This is a genomic window from Streptomyces sp. N50 (assembly GCF_033335955.1).
Classification (GTDB): Bacteria; Actinomycetota; Actinomycetes; order Streptomycetales; family Streptomycetaceae; genus Streptomyces.
The window spans coordinates 2,998,452-3,019,005 of sequence record NZ_CP137549.1 but is presented as its reverse complement, the minus strand read 5'-3'; the positions used below and the strand labels follow the sequence as shown (position 1 = coordinate 3,019,005).

14 protein-coding genes are annotated in these 20,554 nt (G+C 73.0%); 9 read left to right on the top strand and 5 right to left on the bottom strand.

Annotation, left to right across the window (positions count from 1 at the left end; genetic code table 11):
* Window positions 1–178 precede the first annotated feature (178 nt).
* The 8 genes from R2B38_RS13180 to R2B38_RS13145 all read left to right on the top strand — a co-directional run bounded on the left by R2B38_RS13180 (window position 179) and on the right by R2B38_RS13145 (window position 9,674).
* Entirely contained in the window at window positions 179–1,786 is a 1,608-nt protein-coding gene (locus R2B38_RS13180) for a dynamin family protein (RefSeq protein WP_318016401.1), read from the top strand.
* A 3-nt stretch (window positions 1,787–1,789) separates the two neighbouring features.
* Window positions 1,790–3,805, top strand: a complete 2,016-nt coding sequence (locus R2B38_RS13175) for a YfjP family GTPase (protein ID WP_318016400.1) — start codon at window positions 1,790–1,792, stop codon at window positions 3,803–3,805.
* 176 nt (window positions 3,806–3,981) lie between these two features.
* Window positions 3,982–4,476: a single-stranded DNA-binding protein gene (locus R2B38_RS13170; RefSeq protein ID WP_318016399.1), complete on the top strand. Its 495-nt coding sequence runs from the start codon at window positions 3,982–3,984 to the stop codon at window positions 4,474–4,476.
* 270 nt (window positions 4,477–4,746) lie between these two features.
* Window positions 4,747–6,162 carry a Cys-Gln thioester bond-forming surface protein gene (locus R2B38_RS13165; RefSeq protein ID WP_411978447.1) on the top strand — a complete coding sequence of 472 codons (1,416 nt, stop codon included), beginning with the start codon at window positions 4,747–4,749 and terminating at the stop codon, window positions 6,160–6,162.
* Between the two features lie 15 nt (window positions 6,163–6,177).
* Window positions 6,178–6,798, top strand: a complete 621-nt coding sequence (locus tag R2B38_RS13160; protein ID WP_318016398.1) for a hypothetical protein — start codon at window positions 6,178–6,180, stop codon at window positions 6,796–6,798.
* A gap of 127 nt (window positions 6,799–6,925) precedes the next feature.
* Window positions 6,926–8,590 carry an energy-dependent translational throttle protein EttA gene (ettA, locus tag R2B38_RS13155; protein ID WP_318016397.1) on the top strand — a complete coding sequence of 555 codons (1,665 nt, stop codon included), beginning with the start codon at window positions 6,926–6,928 and terminating at the stop codon, window positions 8,588–8,590.
* A 5-nt stretch (window positions 8,591–8,595) separates the two neighbouring features.
* A complete protein-coding gene (locus tag R2B38_RS13150; RefSeq protein WP_318016396.1) occupies window positions 8,596–9,009 on the top strand; it encodes an acyl-CoA thioesterase in 414 nt (137 codons plus the stop codon).
* On the top strand, window positions 9,006–9,674 hold the full coding sequence (locus tag R2B38_RS13145) for a hypothetical protein (RefSeq protein WP_318016395.1): 669 nt from the start codon (window positions 9,006–9,008) through the stop codon (window positions 9,672–9,674). The genes R2B38_RS13150 and R2B38_RS13145 overlap by 4 nt, the downstream gene beginning before the upstream one ends.
* Before the next feature lie 32 nt (window positions 9,675–9,706).
* On the opposite strand, the gene R2B38_RS13140 is transcribed toward R2B38_RS13145, so the two are convergent.
* The 4 genes from R2B38_RS13140 to R2B38_RS13125 form a co-directional block, all read right to left on the bottom strand.
* The gene (locus R2B38_RS13140; protein ID WP_318016394.1) at window positions 9,707–10,663 is read right to left on the bottom strand and encodes an ABC transporter ATP-binding protein; all 957 of its coding nucleotides are present in this window, start codon (window positions 10,661–10,663) and stop codon (window positions 9,707–9,709) included.
* Between the two features lie 151 nt (window positions 10,664–10,814).
* On the bottom strand, window positions 10,815–13,526 hold the full coding sequence (locus R2B38_RS13135; protein ID WP_318016393.1) for an FtsX-like permease family protein: 2,712 nt from the start codon (window positions 13,524–13,526) through the stop codon (window positions 10,815–10,817).
* Between the two features lie 64 nt (window positions 13,527–13,590).
* Window positions 13,591–16,827, bottom strand: a complete 3,237-nt coding sequence (locus R2B38_RS13130) for an ABC transporter permease (RefSeq protein ID WP_318016392.1) — start codon at window positions 16,825–16,827, stop codon at window positions 13,591–13,593.
* Between the two features lie 146 nt (window positions 16,828–16,973).
* Window positions 16,974–17,387, bottom strand: coding sequence for a globin (locus R2B38_RS13125; RefSeq protein WP_033284567.1), 414 nt, complete (start codon window positions 17,385–17,387; stop codon window positions 16,974–16,976).
* A gap of 77 nt (window positions 17,388–17,464) precedes the next feature.
* Between R2B38_RS13125 and R2B38_RS13120 the strand changes: the two genes are divergently transcribed.
* Window positions 17,465–18,430 carry a methyltransferase domain-containing protein gene (locus R2B38_RS13120; protein WP_318016391.1) on the top strand — a complete coding sequence of 322 codons (966 nt, stop codon included), beginning with the start codon at window positions 17,465–17,467 and terminating at the stop codon, window positions 18,428–18,430.
* Window positions 18,431–18,530: 100 nt separating this feature from the next.
* Here R2B38_RS13120 and R2B38_RS13115 read toward each other — a convergent pair whose 3' ends face one another.
* Window positions 18,531–20,519, bottom strand: coding sequence for an FHA domain-containing protein (locus R2B38_RS13115; protein WP_318016390.1), 1,989 nt, complete (start codon window positions 20,517–20,519; stop codon window positions 18,531–18,533).
* Window positions 20,520–20,554: the final 35 nt, after the last annotated feature.

Here is a 20,554-nt window from a genome sequence, read left to right as displayed (position 1 = left end):
ATCGCAGGCAGGTACGAATCGTGCATCGCTTTTGGTGCCCCGGGCCACGGGTGTTGTGCACTCGTTATGCCTGGACTGTGCCCATGCCCCAGTCATCCCTTCCGTCCGTTGTGTTCCGTCGGCGCGCAGACATGCTCATATGCTTCAGAATTCCCCCAAAATTGGGCATTCTTCACATGTGGTGACCTTGGACGTACGGCCTCAGCTGCTCGACGCACTCTCCGCCCTGCGCGACCGTGTCGCCGCCGCACGCTTCCCGCTGCCCCTGGCGGGGGCTCCACGCGCGCGTGCCAATCGCGATGAACTGCTCGCCCAGCTCGACGACTATCTGGTGCCCCGCCTGAAAGAACCCGAAGCACCGCTGCTGGCCGTGGTCGGCGGCTCCACCGGTGCGGGGAAGTCGACGCTCGTCAACTCCCTTGTCGGGCGCCGGGTCAGCGAGGCCGGTGTGCTGCGGCCGACGACCCGTACACCGGTGCTCGTCTGCCACCCGGAGGACCATCACTGGTTCAGCGGCATGCGGGTGCTGCCCGATCTCACGCGCGTGTGGGTGCCCCATCAGGACCCGGGGGACGAGTTGCTCCTCCCCGGTGAGGACGGTATGCGTGTGCTGCGGATCGAGACCGCCGACACCCTTCCGCGCGGGGTCGCCCTCCTGGACGCGCCCGACATCGACTCCCTGGTGGCCGACAACCGGGTGCTGGCCGCCGAACTGATCTGCGCGGCCGACATCTGGGTCATGGTCACCACGGCCGCCCGCTACGCCGACGCCGTGCCCTGGCATCTGCTGCGCACGGCCAAGGAGCACAACGCGACCCTGGTGACCGTCCTCGACCGGGTGCCCCACCAGGTGGTGTCCGAGGTGTCGCGGCAGTACGGCGCCCTGCTCGCCAAGGCCGGCCTCGGCGACGTCCCCCGCTTCACGGTGCCCGAACTCCCCGAATCCGCCTGGGGCGGCGGGCTGCTCCCGGCCAGCGCCGTGGCGACCCTGCGGAGTTGGCTCGTCCAGCAGGCCCAGGACCCGGGCGCCCGGCAGGAGTCCATGGCGCGCACGGCCTACGGCGTCCTCGACTCGCTCAAGTCGCGGATGCCCGAACTGGCCAGCGCCGCCGCCGCCCAGTACGCGGCCGCGCTCCGGCTCACGGCCGCCGTCGACGGGGCGTACGACAGCGAGCACGCGCGTGTGCGGGGGCGGTTGCAGGCCGGGACCGTGCTCGCCGGGGACGCGCTGAAGCGCTGGCGCGCCTTCCCGCTCGACTGCTCCGCCGGCGAACTGCTCGACGCTCTCGCGGAGAGCCTCGCCGCACTGCTGCTGTGCGCCGTCACGGCCGCCGACGAGCGCGTGGACGACGCCTGGCGCCGCGAACCGGCCGCGGGCGCCCCGGAGCTCACCGAGCGCGATCCGTCCCTGGAGAGCGCCGAGCACCGCATCGGGATGGCCGTACGGCGGTGGCGGCGCGAGCTGGAGGAGTACGCCGAGGAGGAGGTGGCCGACCTCGACCGGAGCATCGCGCCCGATCCCGAGGTGGTCGCCGCCCTGGTCGCCACCGCGTTGCTGGGCGGCCGTAGAGCGCGGTCCGCGGGCGAGGGGCTCGCCGAGCGGATCGGCGCCCACGGCGCGCTGCGGCTGCGCGACCGGGCCGGGCGGCTGCTCAACGACCATCTGGACCGGGTCGTGCACACCGAGCGCGAACGGCGGCTCGCTCCGCTCGACGCCCTAGAGGTGCACCCCGAACCCCAGGCCGAACTCATCGCCGCGCTGTCCGTACTGCAGAAGGAGAGGTGACCGGTGACTGCCGTCACTGACCAGGACCACACGGACGAGATGGACCACGTCACGCACACCGGGGACGCGGTCGCCGCCCAGGACGAGCACCCCGAAAATGCCTCCCCCGTAGAGGGCGATTCAATGTCAACTCCCGCAAACGGCCTCCCTGCAGAGGACGCGGAGGAGGCGGGTGCCCCGGAGGAGGCGGACGGCCACGCGCGCGTGCGGGCCGACGCCGACACCTCGCGGCGTACGGAGTCCAAGGCGTCCGCGGATCCGGCGGACCCCGAGGAATCGGCCGGCGCCTGGGACGACGGGCTGATCGCGCGGCGGGTCAACGAGACCACCGCGGCGGAGCAGGCCGCCGCCGTGGAGATCAGGGCCTCCCGCGCGCGGGCCGCGCACAGCGCGCACGCCGCACAAGCCGCCCACGTCCCGGCCCCGTTGGCGTACGACGGGCCGCTACGGTCCCGTCTCGACGCGCTGCGCGAACTGGTGGGGCTCTCCAGGACCCGGCTCGACAGCGGGACTCTCGCGGAGGCGGGGCGGGTCCTCGACGAGGCCGCCGCGCGGCGCAGGCTCTCCGGGCAGCACACCGTCGTCGCCATCGCGGGCGCCACCGGCAGCGGCAAGTCGCAGCTCTTCAACGCGCTCGCCGGAGTGGCCATCTCGGAGACGGGCGTACGACGGCCCACCACCGCCGCACCCATCGCGTGCAGCTGGAGCGACGGCGCGGCCACCCTCATCGACCGGATCGGCATCCCGGGACGACTGCGCAGGCGCCCCCTGCAGAGCGCCGAGATGGAGGCCCAGCTGCGCGGGCTCGTCCTGGTGGACCTGCCCGACCACGACTCGGCGGCCGTCGCGCACCGCGAGCAGGTCGACCGGGTACTGGCGCTCGTCGACGCGGTCATCTGGGTCGTCGATCCGGAGAAGTACGCCGACGCGATCCTCCATGAGCGCTATCTGCGGCCGATGGCGGGCCACGCGGAGGTCATGTTCGTCGTCCTCAACCAGATCGACCGGCTCCCAGGGGAGGCCGCCGACCAGGTCCTCGACGATCTTCGGCGACTGCTCGACGAGGACGGGATCGCGCTCGGGGAGTACGGCGAACCCGGCGCGACCGTGCTCTCCCTGTCAGCGCTCACGGGGGACGGCATTCCCGAACTGCGCGAGGTCCTGGGCCAGTTCGTTGCGGACCGCGGCGCCGCCGCCCGGCGGATCTCGGCCGATGTGGACGCCGCCGCGTGGCGACTGCGCCCCGTCTACGCCACCGGGCGGCGCACCGGGCTCAGCGAGGAGGCGCGGGACGAGTTCGCCGCGCGGCTCGCGGACTCGGTGGGCGCCACCGCGGCGGGCGAGGCCGCCGAGCGCGCCTGGCTGCGCAACGCCAACCGCGCCTGCGGCACGCCCTGGCTGCGGCTGTGGCGCTGGTACAACGACCGGCGCGAACCCGTCACCGGCCGACTGCCGGTCCGCGCGCAGGCGGACGAGGAGGCCACGGCGCGCCAGCGCGTCGAACAGGCGGTCCGTACGGTCGCCGACCGGGCCTCCGGCGGGCTCCCGGCGCCGTGGGCGCAGGCGGTGCGCGAGGCGGCCGTACGCGGGGCGCAGGGGTTGCCCGAGGCGCTGGACGAGCTGGCGGCGCGGGCCGGGCTGCCGGTGGGGCGGCCGCCGCGGCCGGGCTGGTGGCCGGCGGCGGTCCTGGCGCAGGCGTCCATGACGATCCTCCAAGTCGTCGGCGGGCTCTGGCTGGTGGGCCAGATCATCGGCTTCATGGCGCCGAACCTGGGCGTGCCGGTGCTGCTGATGGTGGCCGGCATCATCGGCGGCCCGCTCGTCGAGTGGAGCTGCCGGCTGGCGGCCCGCGGCCCCGCCCGGCGCTACGGCCTCGACGCGGAACGCCGGTTGCGGGAGGCGGCGGCGGGATGCGGACGGGCGCGGGTGCTCGACCCGCTGGCCGCTGAGCTGCTGCGGTACCGGGAGGTGCGGGAGCAGTACGCGCGGGTCACGGGGGCGGGTATCGGGGCCGGGTGAACCGAGGTCCGAATGTCGTTCCCTCGTCCGGGTGACGAGGTTTTCCACAGGTGGGCGGTGGTCCACAGCGCTCGGCGGGCCCGGCTCGGCGGAGGCAGTCTGACTGCAGCCGTACGGGACGGGCCCGTACGCGTTTCCGCCCGGCCCCGCGGGGGCGGGGCAGGGAGGGACGAGCGATGAACGACACCACGATCTGCGCGGTCGGCAATGTGGCGACCCAGCCGATGTACCGGGACCTGGCGACGGGACCGTCGGCGCGGTTCCGGCTGGCGGTGACCGCGCGGTACTTCGACCGCGAGAAGAGCGTGTGGACGGACGGCCACACCAGCTTCTTCACGGTGTGGGCCAACCGCCAGCTGGCCACGAACGTGGCGGCGTCGCTGTCGGTCGGCGACCCCGTCGTCGTCCAGGGCCGGCTGAAGGTGCGGACGGACGTGCGCGAGGGACAGCCGAGCTGGTCCTCGGCGGACATCGACGCGGTAGCGGTCGGCCACGACCTGGCACGCGGAACGTCGGCCTTCCGCCGGGCCAACAAGCAGGAGACGGCGGCCTCTCCGCCCCGGCCCGAGCCCGACTGGGAGACGCCGGGCGGGGATTCGGCCGCGGAGTCCGATTCCGTCGGCCAGGAGCATTCCGGTCAACAGCGCGCGGAGCCCCTCGTGGTGACGTGATGTCAGTGAATGCCCCGAGCTGATCGAACTGCGGCTTATCGATGAATGCGCTCCGAAAGACCCGGTGGATTTGTCGATAAGCCCTGCTCGCTGGCGATCTTGGGGATAACGATTCCGATTCGGATCGGTTATCGGATGACCCGACTGGAGAAGGCGGTGTGCCCGCGTCCCTAGGATGCCGGGCATAGCTCGGGCACAGTTCCCGGCGCTTTGATTCTGCTGGTGGGACCGCACTCCCACGCCGACGGGTCCTGCTCGAAGGGGAATTCCGTGTCACCTGCGTTGTCTGTGTTCTCCGCGCTGTCCCTGCGCGGCCGAGGCGCCGTGCGCTTCGTCGCCGCGACCTGGGCGTGCGGACTCGTCGCCGCCGGAGTGCTGGCCGGTGCCGGCCCGGCCGTCGCCGACGAGACACCGCAGACCCAGGGCGGGGCGACGGCGACGATAGGCGGGCTCAAGACCTACGGGTCCGCCGTGCTCCACGAGGACGGCGCCGCCGATGTGCAGGTCTCCGCGGGCCTGTTCGAGATGTCCGTGGACGGCGGCGGCACCCTCCAGACGTACTGCGTGGATCTCCGCAACCCCACCCAGCGGGACGCCAAGTACCACGAGACCGCGTGGAGCGGCACGTCGCTGGGCGCCAACAAGAGCGCGGGCAAGATCAGTTGGATCCTTCAGCACTCCTACCCGCAGGTGAACGACCTGGCGGCGCTCTCCGCGAAGGCCGGCACCAAGGGCCTGACCGAGAGTGACGCGGCGGCCGGTACCCAGGTGGCCATCTGGCGCTACTCGGACGGCGCCGACGTCGACGCGGTCGACCCGCAGGCGGAGAAGCTCGCGGACTACCTGGAGAAGAGCGCGCGGAACGTGGCGGAGCCGAAGGCCTCGCTGACCCTCGACCCACCCGCGGTCTCCGGCCACCCCGGTGAGCGGCTCGGCCCGGTGACCGTGCACACGAACGCGAGCGGGGTGACGGTGACACCGCCCGCCGACGCGGCCACGACCAAGGTCCGCATCGTCGACAAGGACGGCAAGGTCGTCACGTCGGCGGCGGACGGCAGCCAGGTGTTCTTCGACGTGCCCGCGGACGCGGGGGCCGGGTCGGCCGACCTGACCGTGCAGGCCTCCACCACCGTGCCCGTCGGCCGGGCCTTCACCTCCGAGAGCAGGAGCCAGACGCAGATCCTCGCCGGTTCCAGCGAGTCGACGGTCGCCGCGGCCGCGAGCGCGACCTGGGCGGAGACCGGTGCCATACCGGCACTGTCGGCGCGGAAGAACTGTGCCGAGGGCGCCCTGGACATCACCGCCGCCAACCAGGGCGACGCGACGTTCACCTTCGAGCTGATGGGCGTCGAGCACGGCATCGACGCCGGGAAGTCCGCGACGGTGACGGTCCCGCTCCAGGAGGACCAGGCGTACGACTTCACGATCACGGGGCCGAACGGCTACGAGAAGCGGTTCACCGGGGTCCTCGACTGCCGGACGCAGAGCGACGCGGGCGGTGCCGTGACGCAGACGCTCAGCGAGCCGAGCCCGGCGACGGTCGGCGGTGCCGGCGTCGACACGAACCTCGCCGAGACGGGCGGCTCCGGCATCACCCCGATGATCACGGTCCTCGCCCTGGGCCTGGTCGGCATCGGCGCCACGACCCTGGTCCTGCTGCGGGACCGCAAGCCGAACCAGGGCTGACGGCCCGGGCTCGCCGTGACGCTCGGAGCGCGTGCGCACCCCGGCCCGGAGCTGTCGCCCGGTGTCCTCGCCGCGGCGGGCGTCGGGAGCCTGGCCCTCGGCGCAGTGGCGGGCTGGAGTGACCTCCTCCTTGTCGTAGGCGGCCGGGTGGTCCCTGGCTGGGGAGTGAGCGCGGTGCTGTTCGTGCTCGCGCTCGTCCTGTGGCGGGCCTTCGTGCGGGCAGGGCGCCGGGTCGATGCCGTACTGCCCCCGGTGGTGCGGCCCGCGTGGCTGCGGCCGGTGACCGTGCTGCTGATCGTCGCGGCGGTCTCCGGCATCGCCTGGGGAGCGCTGGACGACCTGATCTCGGACGCCCGGTACCACGTGCTGCGCCCCACGGGCCCCGGCGGCTGCATGGCCGTCGTACGGGAGACGTCGTTCCTCATGATCGGCGACGGTGAGGCGTACGCGGTGGGGCGCACCGGTCTGGCCTGGGGCGAGGCGGGCTCCTGGGTGGTCGACGACGGCTACCGGCCCGTCGCCGCGGGCACCTACAGGCTGGACTGGGAGCGGGACGGCGGCCTGCTGGTGGTCAGTGGCTCGGGCACCGATCCGGTCGTCCGGGGCGGAATGACGGACATCGACTGCGGATGGTGAGACAGGGCACCGGGCGAACCCCCAGCTCACAGCCCCCCGGCCAAACGAGTTACCACCCAAGCCGGGACCTCAGGCAAGATGGAGTACATCTGCCCACTCCAGATTTCAAGCTGCCGGACGGTTTCTCTTGGCTGAGTACATCTACACCATGCGCAAGACGCGCAAGGCGCACGGCGACAAGGTCATCCTTGACGACGTGACGCTGAGCTTCCTGCCCGGCGCGAAGATCGGTGTGGTCGGGCCGAACGGTGCCGGTAAGTCCACCGTTCTCAAGATCATGGCGGGCCTTGAGCAGCCGTCCAACGGAGACGCGTTCCTGACTCCCGGTTTCAGCGTCGGCATCCTCATGCAGGAGCCGGAGCTGGACGAGACCAAGACGGTCCTGGAGAACGTCCAGGACGGCGCCGCCGAGATCATGGGCAAGCTCAACCGCTTCAACGAGGTCGCCGAGCTGATGGCGACCGATTACTCGGACGCCCTGATGGACGAGATGGGCAAGCTCCAGGAAGACCTGGACCACGCGAACGCCTGGGACCTCGACGGGCAGCTGGAGCAGGCCATGGACGCGCTGGGCTGCCCGCCCGGCGACTGGCCGGTCGTCAACCTCTCCGGCGGTGAGAAGCGCCGCGTCGCGCTCTGCAAGCTGCTGATCGAGGCCCCGGACCTGCTCCTCCTCGACGAGCCCACCAACCACCTCGACGCCGAGTCGGTGAACTGGCTGGAGCAGCACCTCCAGAAGTACGCGGGCGCCGTCGTCGCCGTGACGCACGACCGGTACTTCCTGAACAACGTCGCCGAGTGGATCCTCGAACTGGACCGCGGCCGCGCGATCCCCTACGAGGGCAACTACTCCACGTACCTCGACAAGAAGTCCGCCCGCCTCAAGGTCGAGGGCCGCAAGGACGAGAAGCGCCAGAAGCGGCTCAAGGAGGAGTTGGAGTGGGTTCGCTCCAACGCCAAGGGCCGTCAGACCAAGTCCAAGGCGCGCCTCGCCCGTTACGAGGAGATGGCGGCCGAGGCCGACAAGATGCGGAAGCTGGACTTCGAGGAGATCCAGATCCCGCCGGGCCCGCGGCTGGGCTCGATCGTCGTCGAGGTCCAGAACCTCTCCAAGGCGTTCGGCGACAAGGTTCTCATCGACGACCTGAGCTTCACGCTGCCGCGCAACGGCATCGTCGGGGTCATCGGTCCCAACGGCGCGGGCAAGACCACGCTGTTCAAGATGATCCAGGGCCTTGAGACCCCGGACTCCGGCTCCATCAAGGTCGGCGACACCGTCAAGATCAGCTACGTCGACCAGAGCCGCGCCAACATCGACCCCAAGAAGTCGCTGTGGGCCGTCGTCTCCGACGAGCTCGACTACATCAACGTCGGTCAGGTCGAGATGCCGTCGCGGGCGTACGTCTCCGCCTTCGGCTTCAAGGGCCCGGACCAGCAGAAGCCGGCCGGTGTCCTCTCCGGTGGTGAGCGCAACCGCCTGAACCTGGCGCTGACCCTCAAGGAGGGCGGCAACCTGCTGCTCCTCGACGAGCCCACGAACGACCTCGACGTGGAAACCCTGTCGTCGCTGGAGAACGCGCTGCTCGAGTTCCCCGGTGCGGCCGTGGTCATCTCCCACGACCGCTGGTTCCTGGACCGGGTCGCGACGCACATCCTCGCGTACGAGGGCGAGTCGAAGTGGTACTGGTTCGAGGGCAACTTCGAGTCGTACGAGAAGAACAAGGTCGAGCGACTCGGTGCGGACGCGGCTCGTCCGCACCGCGCCACCTACAAGAAGCTGACCCGGGGCTGATCTTCTTGCGCCACATCTACCGTTGCCCGCTGCGCTGGGCGGACATGGACGCGTACGGCCACGTGAACAACGTGGTCTTCCTCCGCTACCTGGAGGAAGCCCGTATCGACTTCCTGTTCCGCCCGGACAAGGAGTTCCAGCAGGGGTCGGTGGTGTCGCGCCACGAGATCGACTACAAACGCCAGCTCGTCCACCGCCACGCACCCGTGGACATCGAGCTGTGGATCACGGAGATCAGGGCGGCGTCCTTCACCATCACGTACGAGGTGAAGGACGGCGACCTGGTCTACGTCCGGGCCTCCACGGTCGTCGTCCCGTTCGACTTCGCGGCCCAGCGCCCGCGCCGGATCACCGACGCGGAACGGGAGTTCCTGGAGGAATACCGGGACGACGCCGAGGACGAGGCCGTCGCCGCATGACGGTCCTCCACCTCGCCGACGAAGGGGAGGCGGCGGACCTCGCGGCCTTCCTCTCCCGGCTGCTCCACTACGACCGCGCCGCCGCCGTCCGCCTCCAGGCGGCCGGCACGGCGCTCGCCGTCTTCGGTCGGCCGCCGTCCTTCGAGGTCCTCGCCATCCGCGCGGTGCGCCTGGCGAAGCCGTACGAGGACGGTCTCGACGTCACGCTCGACGTGACCGTCTCCGCCGGTGAACTCCTGGAACTGCTCGACGAGTCGGCGGCCACGGCCGGGGTACCCGCCGCGGTGACCGGCCCGCCCTGGGCCGGCGTCCTGCCGCCCCGCCGCGGTTGGACCCCCGAGTCCGGCCTCCCCGGCCCGCAGGCACTGCGCGGGATGATCGCGGCCGGAGTCGCCGAATTCCGCTCCCGCACCCAGGAGTTGACCCCCGAAGCCCGCACGCGCGCCGAACTCGACCGCATAGGACGGGAGATCTGGTCCCGCACGGTCGGCGAGACCTCGCTCCCGGTGCGCGCCGTACACGCGGCCCAGTCGCTCGGATTCCTGCGCCCCGGTGGGGAGTCGGGCCTCTTCTCGTCGGGCGCGTGGCTGCGGCTCCGCACCCCGTACGGCTCGATCGCCGTCCGCAGGGCGGGACTTGGGGCGCTCGGCGTCAGCGTGCGCTGAGCACGCTCACCGCCGCTCGCTGCTGAGCACGGTCAGCGCCGCTCGCTGTCGTCTGGCCACACGCCGATGTGGTCCGACTCCAGCTCCAGGGCCACCCGGTCCCGCATGTCCAGCGATTCCGTGTATTCGGCGGGCAGTTGGAGCCGCCCCGCCCGGTCCAGCATCGCGTACTCCCTCGCCACGACCGTCTCGTGGCCCGTCGTCGCGTCGACCTCGCTGCGCCGCAGGACCTCCGTGGAGGTGCGGCCGTCGCGGATCGCGACCGTGCGGCGGACCTCGGTGGCCACCGCCTGGTCGTGGGTGACGATCACGATGGTGGTGCCCAACTGCTCGTTCGCGGTGCGGAACGCGGCGAAGACCTGTTCGGCGGTGTGGGAGTCGAGTTCACCGGTGGGTTCGTCGGCGAGCAGGACGGCCGGGGCGTTGGCGAGGGCCACCCCGATCGCCACCCGCTGCTGCTGACCGCCCGACATCTCGCGCGGGCGCCGGTCGCGGCAGTCGGCGACCTCCAGCAACTCCAGGAGTTCCAGGGCACGTTCGGCCTTCGCCCGGCGTCCGGAGCGGACGCCGGACAACTGCATGGGCAGGGCGATGTTCTGAGCCGCCGTCAGATAGGGGAGCAGGTTGCGGGAGGTCTGCTGCCAGACGAACCCGACGACCTCACGACGGTAGGCGAGCCGGTCCTTGGCGGTCATCACGAGCAGATCCCGGTCGGCCACCCGGGCCGCACCGGCGGTGGGTGTGTCCAGCCCGGCCAGGATGTTCATGAGCGTCGACTTGCCGCTGCCCGAGGCCCCCACCAGGGCCATCAACTCGCCCTCCCTGACCAGGAGATCGAGCCCTTGGAGCGCCTGCACCTCGACCCCGTCCGCGGTGAAGATACGGACCAGACGGTCGCAGGTGATCAGCGCGTCATGGCCGTAGGCGGGCCGGTCACGCCGCTCCGCGGCCCGGGTCGCCAGGTCGGCGAGCGTGGGATTCGTGGTCATCGACGATCTCCTCGGTCTCCTCGGCCACAACAGCCTCCGCCGCACGCAGTGTTGCTACGACTGCCTCCGCCGCACCCCGTGTTGCTACGACTGCCTCCGCCGCACCCCGTGTTGCTACGACTGCCTCCGCCGTACCCCGTGTCGCTACGACTCACCGCGCGTCCCCCGCCCTCAACTCCCGTACGGATCCCCGCCGTCCGGACCACCACGCCTGCACCCCCGCGACCCCCACCGCCACCAGCAGCACCCCGATCGCGGGGACGGCCAGGGACACCGGGTCGGTTCTCAACTGGGCCTCCCCGACCGGGTTTCGGGCCGACGCCAGGGCCACCGACGTCAGGTCGAAGCCCGGGGCGAGCAGACGGATCGTCGCCCAGCCGGTGAGCGCGCCGCCCGCCGCCGCCAACAGGGCCTGGGGCAGTGACTCCAGGATCAGCAGACGGCGGCCCTGGGCGCGCGTGAGGCCCATCGTGCGGAGGCGGGCCAGCAGCGCGGCGCGTTCCGGGGCCGCGCGCAGGAGGGAGAGCAGGAGGGCCACGGCGGCGTAACCGGCGCCCGCCGCCACCGCCGCCGTGTAGATGCGCTCGGCGCCGGACTGGAGCGGCGAGTCGACATACCGGGCGCGTTCCTCGGCGCGTACCGTCACCCCGGCCGAGGCCCCGGCCGCCTTGCGCAGCGCGGCCCCGCTCACCCGGCCGCCGGTCACCAGCAGCGAGGTCGGGCGGGCCGCCGTACCGGACAGCCCGGACCGGTCCACGACCAGGAAGTCGGCGCCGGACACGGCCGGGGTCACGTCCCGGACGAGCACGATCCGCACGGTGACCGCGCTGGTGTCCGGCAGCCGGACGAGGAAGGGGCGGGTGCCGTACGCGGTGGCCACGGAGGGCGAGGCGAGGGCGGGGAGGACGGCGCCCGAGTTCGCGGGGCGCGTCAACTGGCCCTCGGTGAAGGCTCCCAGGCCCGTGTGGTGCGTCAACTCCGCGTAGTCGCCGGGGTTCACGCCCACCAGCGGGACCGCCTCCAGACCGTCCCTGGGTTTCGCCTCGTCGGTGATGCTCACCTCGGCGAGACCGCGCACCCCGGGCAACCGGCTGATCTCGCCGGGGAGTTGGGTCGGCAGGGGAGCGGTCGCGTCGAGGCGGGCGTCCGCGCCGACGGCGAGGAGCGCCGCGTGGTCACGGGCGTCGCTCACACCCGCGAGGACCGAACCGCCGAACGCGGCCGTGGTGAGCGCGGTGAGGAGGGCCAGCAGGGGCAGTACCGCGGAGACGGAGGTGCGGCCCGCCCGGGCCAGCGACAGATGGCCCACCGCGCCCCGCAGCCGGCTTGCCGGACGGGCCAGCCCGCGCAGCAGGAACGGATACACGCGTACCAGCACCAGCGCCGCGATCACACCCACCAACACCGGTGCCAGCGACACCAGTTGGTCCTCCGCAGAGCCGGACGTGCCGCGTCGGCGCAGGGCCTCCACCGCGCCGGACGCCACCACCAGCAGGGTGAGTTCGGCGACCGTGCGGCGCCGGGAGGGACGTACGGTCGTCACGTCCTCGCGGGGGCCGTGGACGCGGACGGCCCGGTGGGTGAGCGCGGCGCGTGCGGGGAGCGCGGCGGTCGCGGTGAGGGTGACCGCGAGGGCGGCCGCGACGGCGTAGCCGGTGCGGCCCTCGGGGACGGCCAGCAGCGCCGCCGTCAGGCCAAGTGCCCCTGCCGGTACGGCGATCACGGCCGTCTCGGCGAGCAGGCGGGCGGTGAGGCCGCGCAGCGAGGCGCCGCGGGCGCGGAGCAGGGCGAGTTCGGTGCGGCGGCGGTCCGCGGTGAGGCCGCCCGCCATGAGCAGCACGACGACGGCGACCGCGCCGGTGCCGAAGGCCGCGACGGCGGTCAACGGGCGAATGCCGGACCGGAGTTGGCCGAAGGTGGTGAACACGTCGTCGAGACCGGTGCTCAGGTCGGTGTCGGGGTCGGTGTAGGTGCGGACCCGCTGGAGGCCCGGGCCCGATTCGAGTGCGGCGACGGCGGCCTTCAGGTTGTCCAGGTCGTGGGCGTGCAGGGCCGTCGGGTCGGGGGCCAACTGCCAGTACGCGACCGGCTTCGCCGCTGTGCCGAGGAGGGCGGGGGCCGCGTCCTGGGCCAACAGCAGGGCGCCGAGCCAGTACTTCGGCTGGTCCGGCGTCGGCAGGACGACCAGGGTCGGGGTGCGCAGCACGGGCTGGGTCGACCAGTAGGCGCCGGCGGGGTCGCGCGGGGTGAGGATGCCGGTGACGCGGACGGCGAGCGGGGCGCGTCCCTCGCCGGGTACGTGGATGACCGAACCCACCTTGATGTGCAGGCTCTTGGCGGTCGCGACGGTGACCGCGGCCTCGATCTCCGGGGTCTGCGCGGTGACCTGGCCAAAGGCGCGCGGGAACCGGCCCTCCCGTACCGTCGCGTGTCCGGCGAGGTCGCTCTGGGCGGCGGGGTAGACGTGCGCGGGCAACCCGTTCGGGCGCGGTATCCAACTGTCCGGAACTGCGAGGTCCTCGGCGGGACGCACGCCGTACGCGGACTGGGCGGGGTCGATGACGAGGGGACGGCCGACCGCGGTACGGACCTTGTCGTACTGCCGGCGGAGCTCGGCGGGGCGCAGGTCCGCCTCGCGCTGTTGCTGCGGGAGCACGAAGTCGGGCTGTGGGCCGGAGAGTTGGACGGAGGTCCGGTCGGGGCCCGCCTGCCGTACGGCGTGCCGCAGCCCGGCGTCCTCGTACCGGTCCAGCGCCCTCGGGAAAGAGGCGGCCAGACACGCGGTCACCACGACGAGCAGCGCCAGCGCCCAGGCGGCACCGGGGGCGGAGCGCAGCCGGGTACGGACCCAGGGGGCGGTCACGGCGACACCGGAACCCTCAACACCCCCAGCACGCACCGCACTTCCAGCCCTCACGTCCCCCATCTCACTCACCCCCCTGCTCCCGGAGCGAAGTCGCCGGATCCGCCCGCCGCAACGCCAGCGCCACCGTCACGATCAGCGGCGTCGCCGCCACCGCCACCAGCAGCAACGCCACGTGCGTGACGGGCAGTTCGACCAGGACGCGCGGTACCGGACGGGTCGCTTGGGCCGTCAGGACGATCAGCGGGATCACCGCGCGGGTCAGTACGGTCCCCAGGGCCGTGCCCACCACGAGGGCCAGCGCGACCAGGACGCCCTGTTCGGCGGCGATCATGCGGGCCAGCTGGCGGCGCGGGGCGCCCAGCGCGCGCAGTACGGCGAACTCCGCGCCGCGCTCCCGCAGCGACCCCGCCGTGCTGACCGCGAACCCCACCGCCGCGAGGGCCGCCGCCACCAGCGCCGCCGCGGCGAACGCGGCCTCGGGTCCGGCGCCGAACGGGTCGTCGCGCAGTTCCTGGGCGATCTCCTCCCGCACCACGACCTCCGTGGGATCGACGTCGGGCAGCGCGCGCACCGCCGCGGCCACCGTCGCCGCGTCGCCCGGCGCCGTCCGCAGCCACCACTCGGTGGGCGTGACGCTCGCGCCGTAGCTCGCCTCCAACACCCGGTTCACGGACCGGAGATCGACCAGCAGCGCGCCCCCGTCCTGCGCGGCCGAGTCGCCGGAGTCACCCGTCGTCGGCAGCCCGCGCACCGCCGCCACGATCCGCACCGGCAGGTTCTCCCCGCCCAGCGTCACCTGCACCCGCTGACCGGTGCGCGCGCCCGCCGAGGCCAGGAAGCGGTCGGTGGCGACGGCCGTGATCTCGGGCGCCGCGGGCTGCGCGACCCGCACCTGCACCGTGACGGAGGCGATCGTCCAGAAGTCCTTGCCCGGGATGTATCCCGTGTCGTAGTCGACGGTCAGGGGCTTTGCCGAACTCACCCTGGGGGCACGCGGGTTGGAGGTCTCGCTGTACGACTCGCTGACGGACGACCTCCCCGTCCAGGCGGTGGGCAGCGTCAGCCGCCGCACCTTCCCCTCCGCGTCCGTGGCGCTCAACTCGCTGACGGTGAGCCGTTGTTGGGCCGCGTGGTCGCCGGGCTGGGGCAGGTCCAGTTGCAGGCCGGTGAGGGTCAGGGGGCCGAGGGTCGGGGACAGGGCGAGCGTCAGGTCGTAGGACCGTCCGTCCGTGGGGAGTTGGCCGAGCGGCTCCTCGTACGGCGTGCCGTAGCGGTCCTCGACCGTGGCCGTGACGTCGACCGTCGTCTCCGGGCCCGTGCTGCGGATGCCCGCGCGCATCGTCAACAGGGCTGTTCCTGACGGGATGTGGGCCCCGGCGGTGGTCCCCTTCGGCGCGAGTCCGGCCAGCAGTGGTCCGGCGGGGTGCCCCGAGGTCAGGTCTCCTCGGATCAGTACCGCGTCCGACGCGCGGGCCGTGTCCAGGGCCAGCACGGTCGCCGTGCGGTCGCCCGAGAGGGACAGGGAGGTGCGGACGGCCGGGGCCGCCTCCCGTACGCGGGGAAGGTCCGCGTAGGTCTCCGTGCGGCCCAACCCGCCGTCACCGGCGGCCAGTACGCGGACCGGGACCCCGGCCTGGAAGTCGGCCTGGTCGCTCTGCGAGCGGTTCCAGGAGGCGCTCTGGCCGATGGCCAGCATGCCCAGCGCCAGGGCGAGCACGAGCAGCAGCACCGGCCCGGCACCGCGCATCGGACGGCGGCTGAACTGCCAGCCCGCCAGCGCCACCGGCAGCCCCCGCCCGGCGGCGGCCCGGCGCTCGGCCAGCCGGGCCACCGGCGGCAGCAGCCGTAGCGTCAGGACCGTGCCCGCGAGGAGGGCGAGGGCGGGGGCCGCGACGAGCAGGGGATCGATGCCCAGCGTCCCGGAGTTGTCGGTGCTGACGGCTCCCGAGGTCTGCCGGTTCAGCTGCCAGTAGGCGACCCCGGCCACGACCAGCAGCCCGATGTCCGCACCCGCGCGCAGCGGAGCGGGGACCGCGCGGGCCCGGCCGCCCTCGAAGGAGGACGTGAGCGCGGGGAGCGTCACCGCCAGCGCGCAGCCGAGGGCGACGACCGCCGCGACCAGCCACACCCCCGCCCGGCCGCCCGCCGGAGTGTCCAGGTGCAGCCCGATCCGCGCCAACGCGCCGTGCCCGGCGAGGAGTTCGGTGAGCGGACCCGCCAGCAGCGGCGCAACTGCCGTGGCCGGTAGGGCGAGCAGCAGCGCCTCCACCGCCGACAGGCCCGCGATCCGCGCCCGGGAACCGCCGCGGGCCCGCAACAACCGGCTCTCGCCCGCCCGTTCGGTGCTCAGCAGCCGGGCCACGAGCAGCAGGGCGTACCCCGCGAGCAGCGCGAGCTGGAGCGCGACGATCAGCAGGGTGGAGCGGGAGACGAGCAACGAGCGGTCGATCCGGTCGAGTACGTCCGGCAGCGAGGTCGTCGCGGTCGTAACTCCCTTGACCGCACCGGACTTTCGCAACGAGGTGCTGCCCGCCGCAGCCGTCCCGCGCAGGGTGCCGATCCGCCCGGTCGTCAGCGTGGAGAAGTCGGCCGACGCGAGCCACGCGGACTGTCCGGCGCTCAGCCCGGCGAGGCTCGCGGGATCGGTGAGCAGCGGGCCGTAGGTCGTGAAACCGGCCGTGCTGAGGCCGCGGCCGCGCAGGTCGTCGAGGAGCCAGTACGCGGCGCTCGCGACGGCGGGCCGGTAGACGCCGGTGACGAGGATGTGCGCCTTCGGCCCGCTGAGCCGGTTGTCGAGGGTGAGCCGCGTGCCCGCCCGCACCCCGAGCCCCTCGGCCGCGGTGCGCGGCAGCGCGACCTCGATGTCCCCCGAGCCCGTCGCGCGCGGGAAGCGTCCGGACACCAGCCGCACCTGCGACCGGTCCAGGGCCCCGAAGTAGGTGAGATCCGGATCGCCGGACCGCTCGGCCCGCGGCTGGAGCGAACGCGGCAGGGCGTACGGCCCCGAGCGCACCAACGTCCGTACGCTCACGGGCAGTTGGTCGAAGGTCCGCCCCGCCGCCTTCCGTACGGCGGTGTCGGCGGCCGCGTGCTCGGCGGGCGGGACATCGGCCTTGACGATCAGGGCGGTGTCGGGGGCGTTGCGGGCGTCGTTCAGGGAGTGCTGGAGCGCCGCGTCGCCGATCGCGCCCGAGTAGGCGGTGAGCGTCGTGAGGACGGCCGTGGTCAGCAGCACGGTGAGCAGGGCAGCGGCGAGCAGCAGGCGGTGTGCCCGCGCGCGTACGAGGACGAACCCCACCCGGCCCCCCGCCGTCGTCCGGATCTTCCCCGGTGATGCTGCCAGAGGGGACCGGCGGCGAGTAACCGTTTGCGACCACTGCTTGACCGGATTGTGACCGGATACCGGCGCCGTACGACCGGAATCCGACGTTCAGTGAACGGTGGTCAGCCCGCCGTGTTCACCATCGAGGCCGCCGCGTACGTCAGGTAGTTCCACAGCGTGTGCTCGTGCTCCTCGGACAGGCCGAGTTCGTCGACGGCGACGCGCATGTGCTTCAGCCAGGCGTCGTGCGCGGCCTGGTCGACCTGGAACGGCGCGTGGCGCATGCGCAGACGCGGGTGGCCGCGGTTGTCGCTGTACGTCGTCGGGCCGCCCCAGTACTGCATCAGGAAGAGGGCGAAGCGCTCCTCGGCCGGACCCAGGTCCTCCTCCGGGTACATCGCCCGCAGCAGCGGGTCCTCCGCGACGCCCTCGTAGAAACGGTGGACGAGCCGACGGAAGGTCTTCTCCCCGCCGACCTGCTCGTAGAAGGTCTGCTCCTGAAGCGTGCCGCGCCGAATCTCGTTCACACCCCCCATGGTCTCAGACGGGGCGGCGGAGGACTTCGGACTTAGGACCGCTCGCCTCCCGGCCGCTACGGCAGGACAGTGGACGTATGAGCGCGCACGCTCTCGACAAGGACCTGGAGGCCGTCGCCCTCGCCGCGCGGTCGGAGCTGGTGCGGGCGATCGGCCTGAGCGGCGCCTGGGACGCGGACCCCGGCTGGCGGGCGGTGTTCGCGGCCGTACCGCGGCACCTGTTCGTGCCGTACTACTACGTGGCTGTCGCCGACGGGAACGAACGCCTGTGGAGGGACAGCCCCGACCCCCGCACCCGCGAGCGCTGGCTGCGCGGGGTCTACGCCGACGTACCGCTCGCCACGCGGCTACGGGACGGGGAGCTGATGTCGTCCAGCAGCCAACCCTCCCTGATGGCACGGATGTTGACCGAGCTGCGGGTGACGGACGGCGACCGGGTGCTGGAGATCGGCGCGGGGACGGGCTACAACGCGGCGTTGCTCGCGGAGCGGCTCGGCGACGACCTGGTGACGACCGTGGACCTGGAACCGGAGATCACCGACTCCGCCCGCACCCACCTCGCCGACGCCGGACACCACCCGACCGTCGTCACCGGCGACGGCACCCGAGGAGTGCCCGAGCACGGCCCCTACGACCGCGTCATCGCGACCTGCGCCCTGACCTCGATCCCACCCGCCTGGCTCGCCCAGTGCACCCCGGGCGCCCGCATCCTGGCCCCCCTGGCCACCGGCCTCATCGCCCTCACCGTCCAGGACGAGACCCACGCGGAGGGAAACTTCCTGGACACGCCCGCGTACTTCGTCCCCCTGCGCGGCACCGACCCCGCGACCCCGGGCGAGATCCCACACCGCCCCGGCGACCACGAACTACTCCGCTTCCTGCTGACCCTGACCCACGGCACGCTGGCTCCGCAGGAGGCCCGTGAGCTGTGGGAGCGCGAGGGGAGACCCGGGCGAGAGCGCTACGGCGTCACGGTCACCGGTGAGGGGGCACGGGCGTGGCTGGACGCCCCGGAGAGCCCGCACACGTGGCAGCTCCCCTAGCGTTTAGGGGCGCGGGGCTGTGACATTAGCGGCTCCGCCGCAGGGCGCGACCAGCCACGACGGCGCGGCAGACGACAAACGACGCGGCGGGACCTTTTGACTAACCCCGCCGCACAGTGATCGTCGTCCAAGCCCCCACGTGCACCCGATCCCCATCCTGCAACGGCACCGGCACGAAGGGCTGGATCGGCTCCTCGCCGCCATTCACCGTCGTACCGTTCGTCGAGTTCTGATCGACGACGGCCCAACTCCCGTCCGGCTGCTGCACCAACACCGCATGCTGATGCGAGACCCCCGGGTCCTCCGGCGGCACCGACAGGTCGATGTCGGGGGATTCCCCGGTGGAGTGACGCCGACGCCCGATGGTGATCTGGTTGCCGGTCAACTGCCGCTGCTGCTCAGGCGAGTACGCGGGCAGATTGAGCCCCGCGGCCTCCGGCCCCGAACGCTGCATCATCGCCATGAAGTACTCGCGGTCCGGACCGATCGTCGCCATCCACGTCGTCGGCTGCTGTTGGTACGCCGGACGCGGCGGGGCCTGGTTCGAACCGGGCTGCGGATAGCCGTAGCCGCCACCACCCTGACCGGGACCGCCAGGACCACCGGGTCCACCCGGAGAACCGGGGGAGCCAGGAGTCGGCGGGGAGATCACCCAGTCGTCGTCACCGCCGCCGAAGGGCGAGCCGCCCTGCTGCGGACGGTTCGTCTCCTGCGGGAACCCGGGCGGGGCCGGCGGGGCGGACTGCTGGAAGGCCTGCGGGGCGCCACTCGTGCCACCGGGACCCGCGGGCGGGGTCGGTCCGGGCGGCGGCGGGATCGGGCGCGAGGGGTCGGGGCCGCCGAAGTTCGGGGGACCCTGCGGGTTCGAGGGCTCGTTGCCGAACGGCCCGGGCGGACCCTGTCGCTCGCCGCCGAAGGTACCGGGGCGGCCGCCGCCGAAGTCGCCCTGGCGGGGTCGCTCGTTGCCGAACTGGCCGCCGGGACCCGGGGATTGCTCATTGCCGAAGGAGCCGGGCCGGCCGGACGCCTCGTTGCCGAAGGGCGGGGGCGGCGGGCCGGAGGGGTCGTTGCCGAACGGCCGCGGCGGACCGGACGGGTCGTTGTTCCCGAAGGGCGCGGGACCGCCGCCCGGGCGCTCACCGCCGAAGCCTTGCGCGCCGGGTCCGCCGGGCCCACCCTGACCACCGGGTCCACCTTGGCGTTCGCCGCCGAAGCCCTGCGGGCCGGGGCCGCCGGCACCGCCGGGCCCACCCTGCCGCTCATTGCCGAAGCCTTGCGAGCCGGGGCCACCCTGCCGCTCACCACCAAAGCCTTGCGCGCCCTGGCCACCGGGACCGCCGCCCGGGCGCTCACCGCCGAAGCCTTGCGCGCCGGGTCCACCTTGACCGCCGGGCCCACCCTGCCGCTCATTGCCGAAGCCCTGCGCGCCCTGGCCACCGGGACCGCCAGGCCCACCCTGACCACCGGGTCCACCTTGGCGTTCGCCGCCGAACCCCTGCGGGCCGGGCCCACCCTGCCGTTCGCCACCGAAGGCACCGGGACCGCTGGGCCCACCAGGACCACCGGAACCAGGTCCACCAGGTCCACCGGGACCCCCAGGCGCACCAGGCCGCCCCGCCGGTTCACTCCCGAACGGGGGTATCGGCTCCGCGGGCCGGTTCATCTGCGAGGGCCGCGACCCCTGGTACTCGAAGGGATCACCGCCGTAGGACTGACCGGGCCCGGGACCGGGACCCGCACCGGGCGGCGGCGGAGGCTGCTGCTGGAAGCGGGACGCCGGGCTCGGGCCGGGGCCGGGGCCAGGCGTCGTGGGGCGCGGTGCGGCCGGGGTGTACGACGTCGCCGTGTTCGTGAGGAAGTTCCACCGGCACTCCTCGCAGAACGGCGCACCGCCCTCGCGGGGCGTGCGGCACTGCGGGCAGAGCTCCGCCTCGGCGGACGGGCCGCGGCCGGGGGCGGGCGGCGGGAAGCCGTAGCCGCCGCCGGGGGGCGGGGGAGGGGGCGGGGGCACGGCACCGGCCATGCGGTGACCGCAGACCTCGCACCAGTCGTCGGAACCCGACTGGTGTCCGTTCGGGCAGGTCGGCATGTCGGCGCGTCCCCCTTTCGCACAGGGTCGTTCTG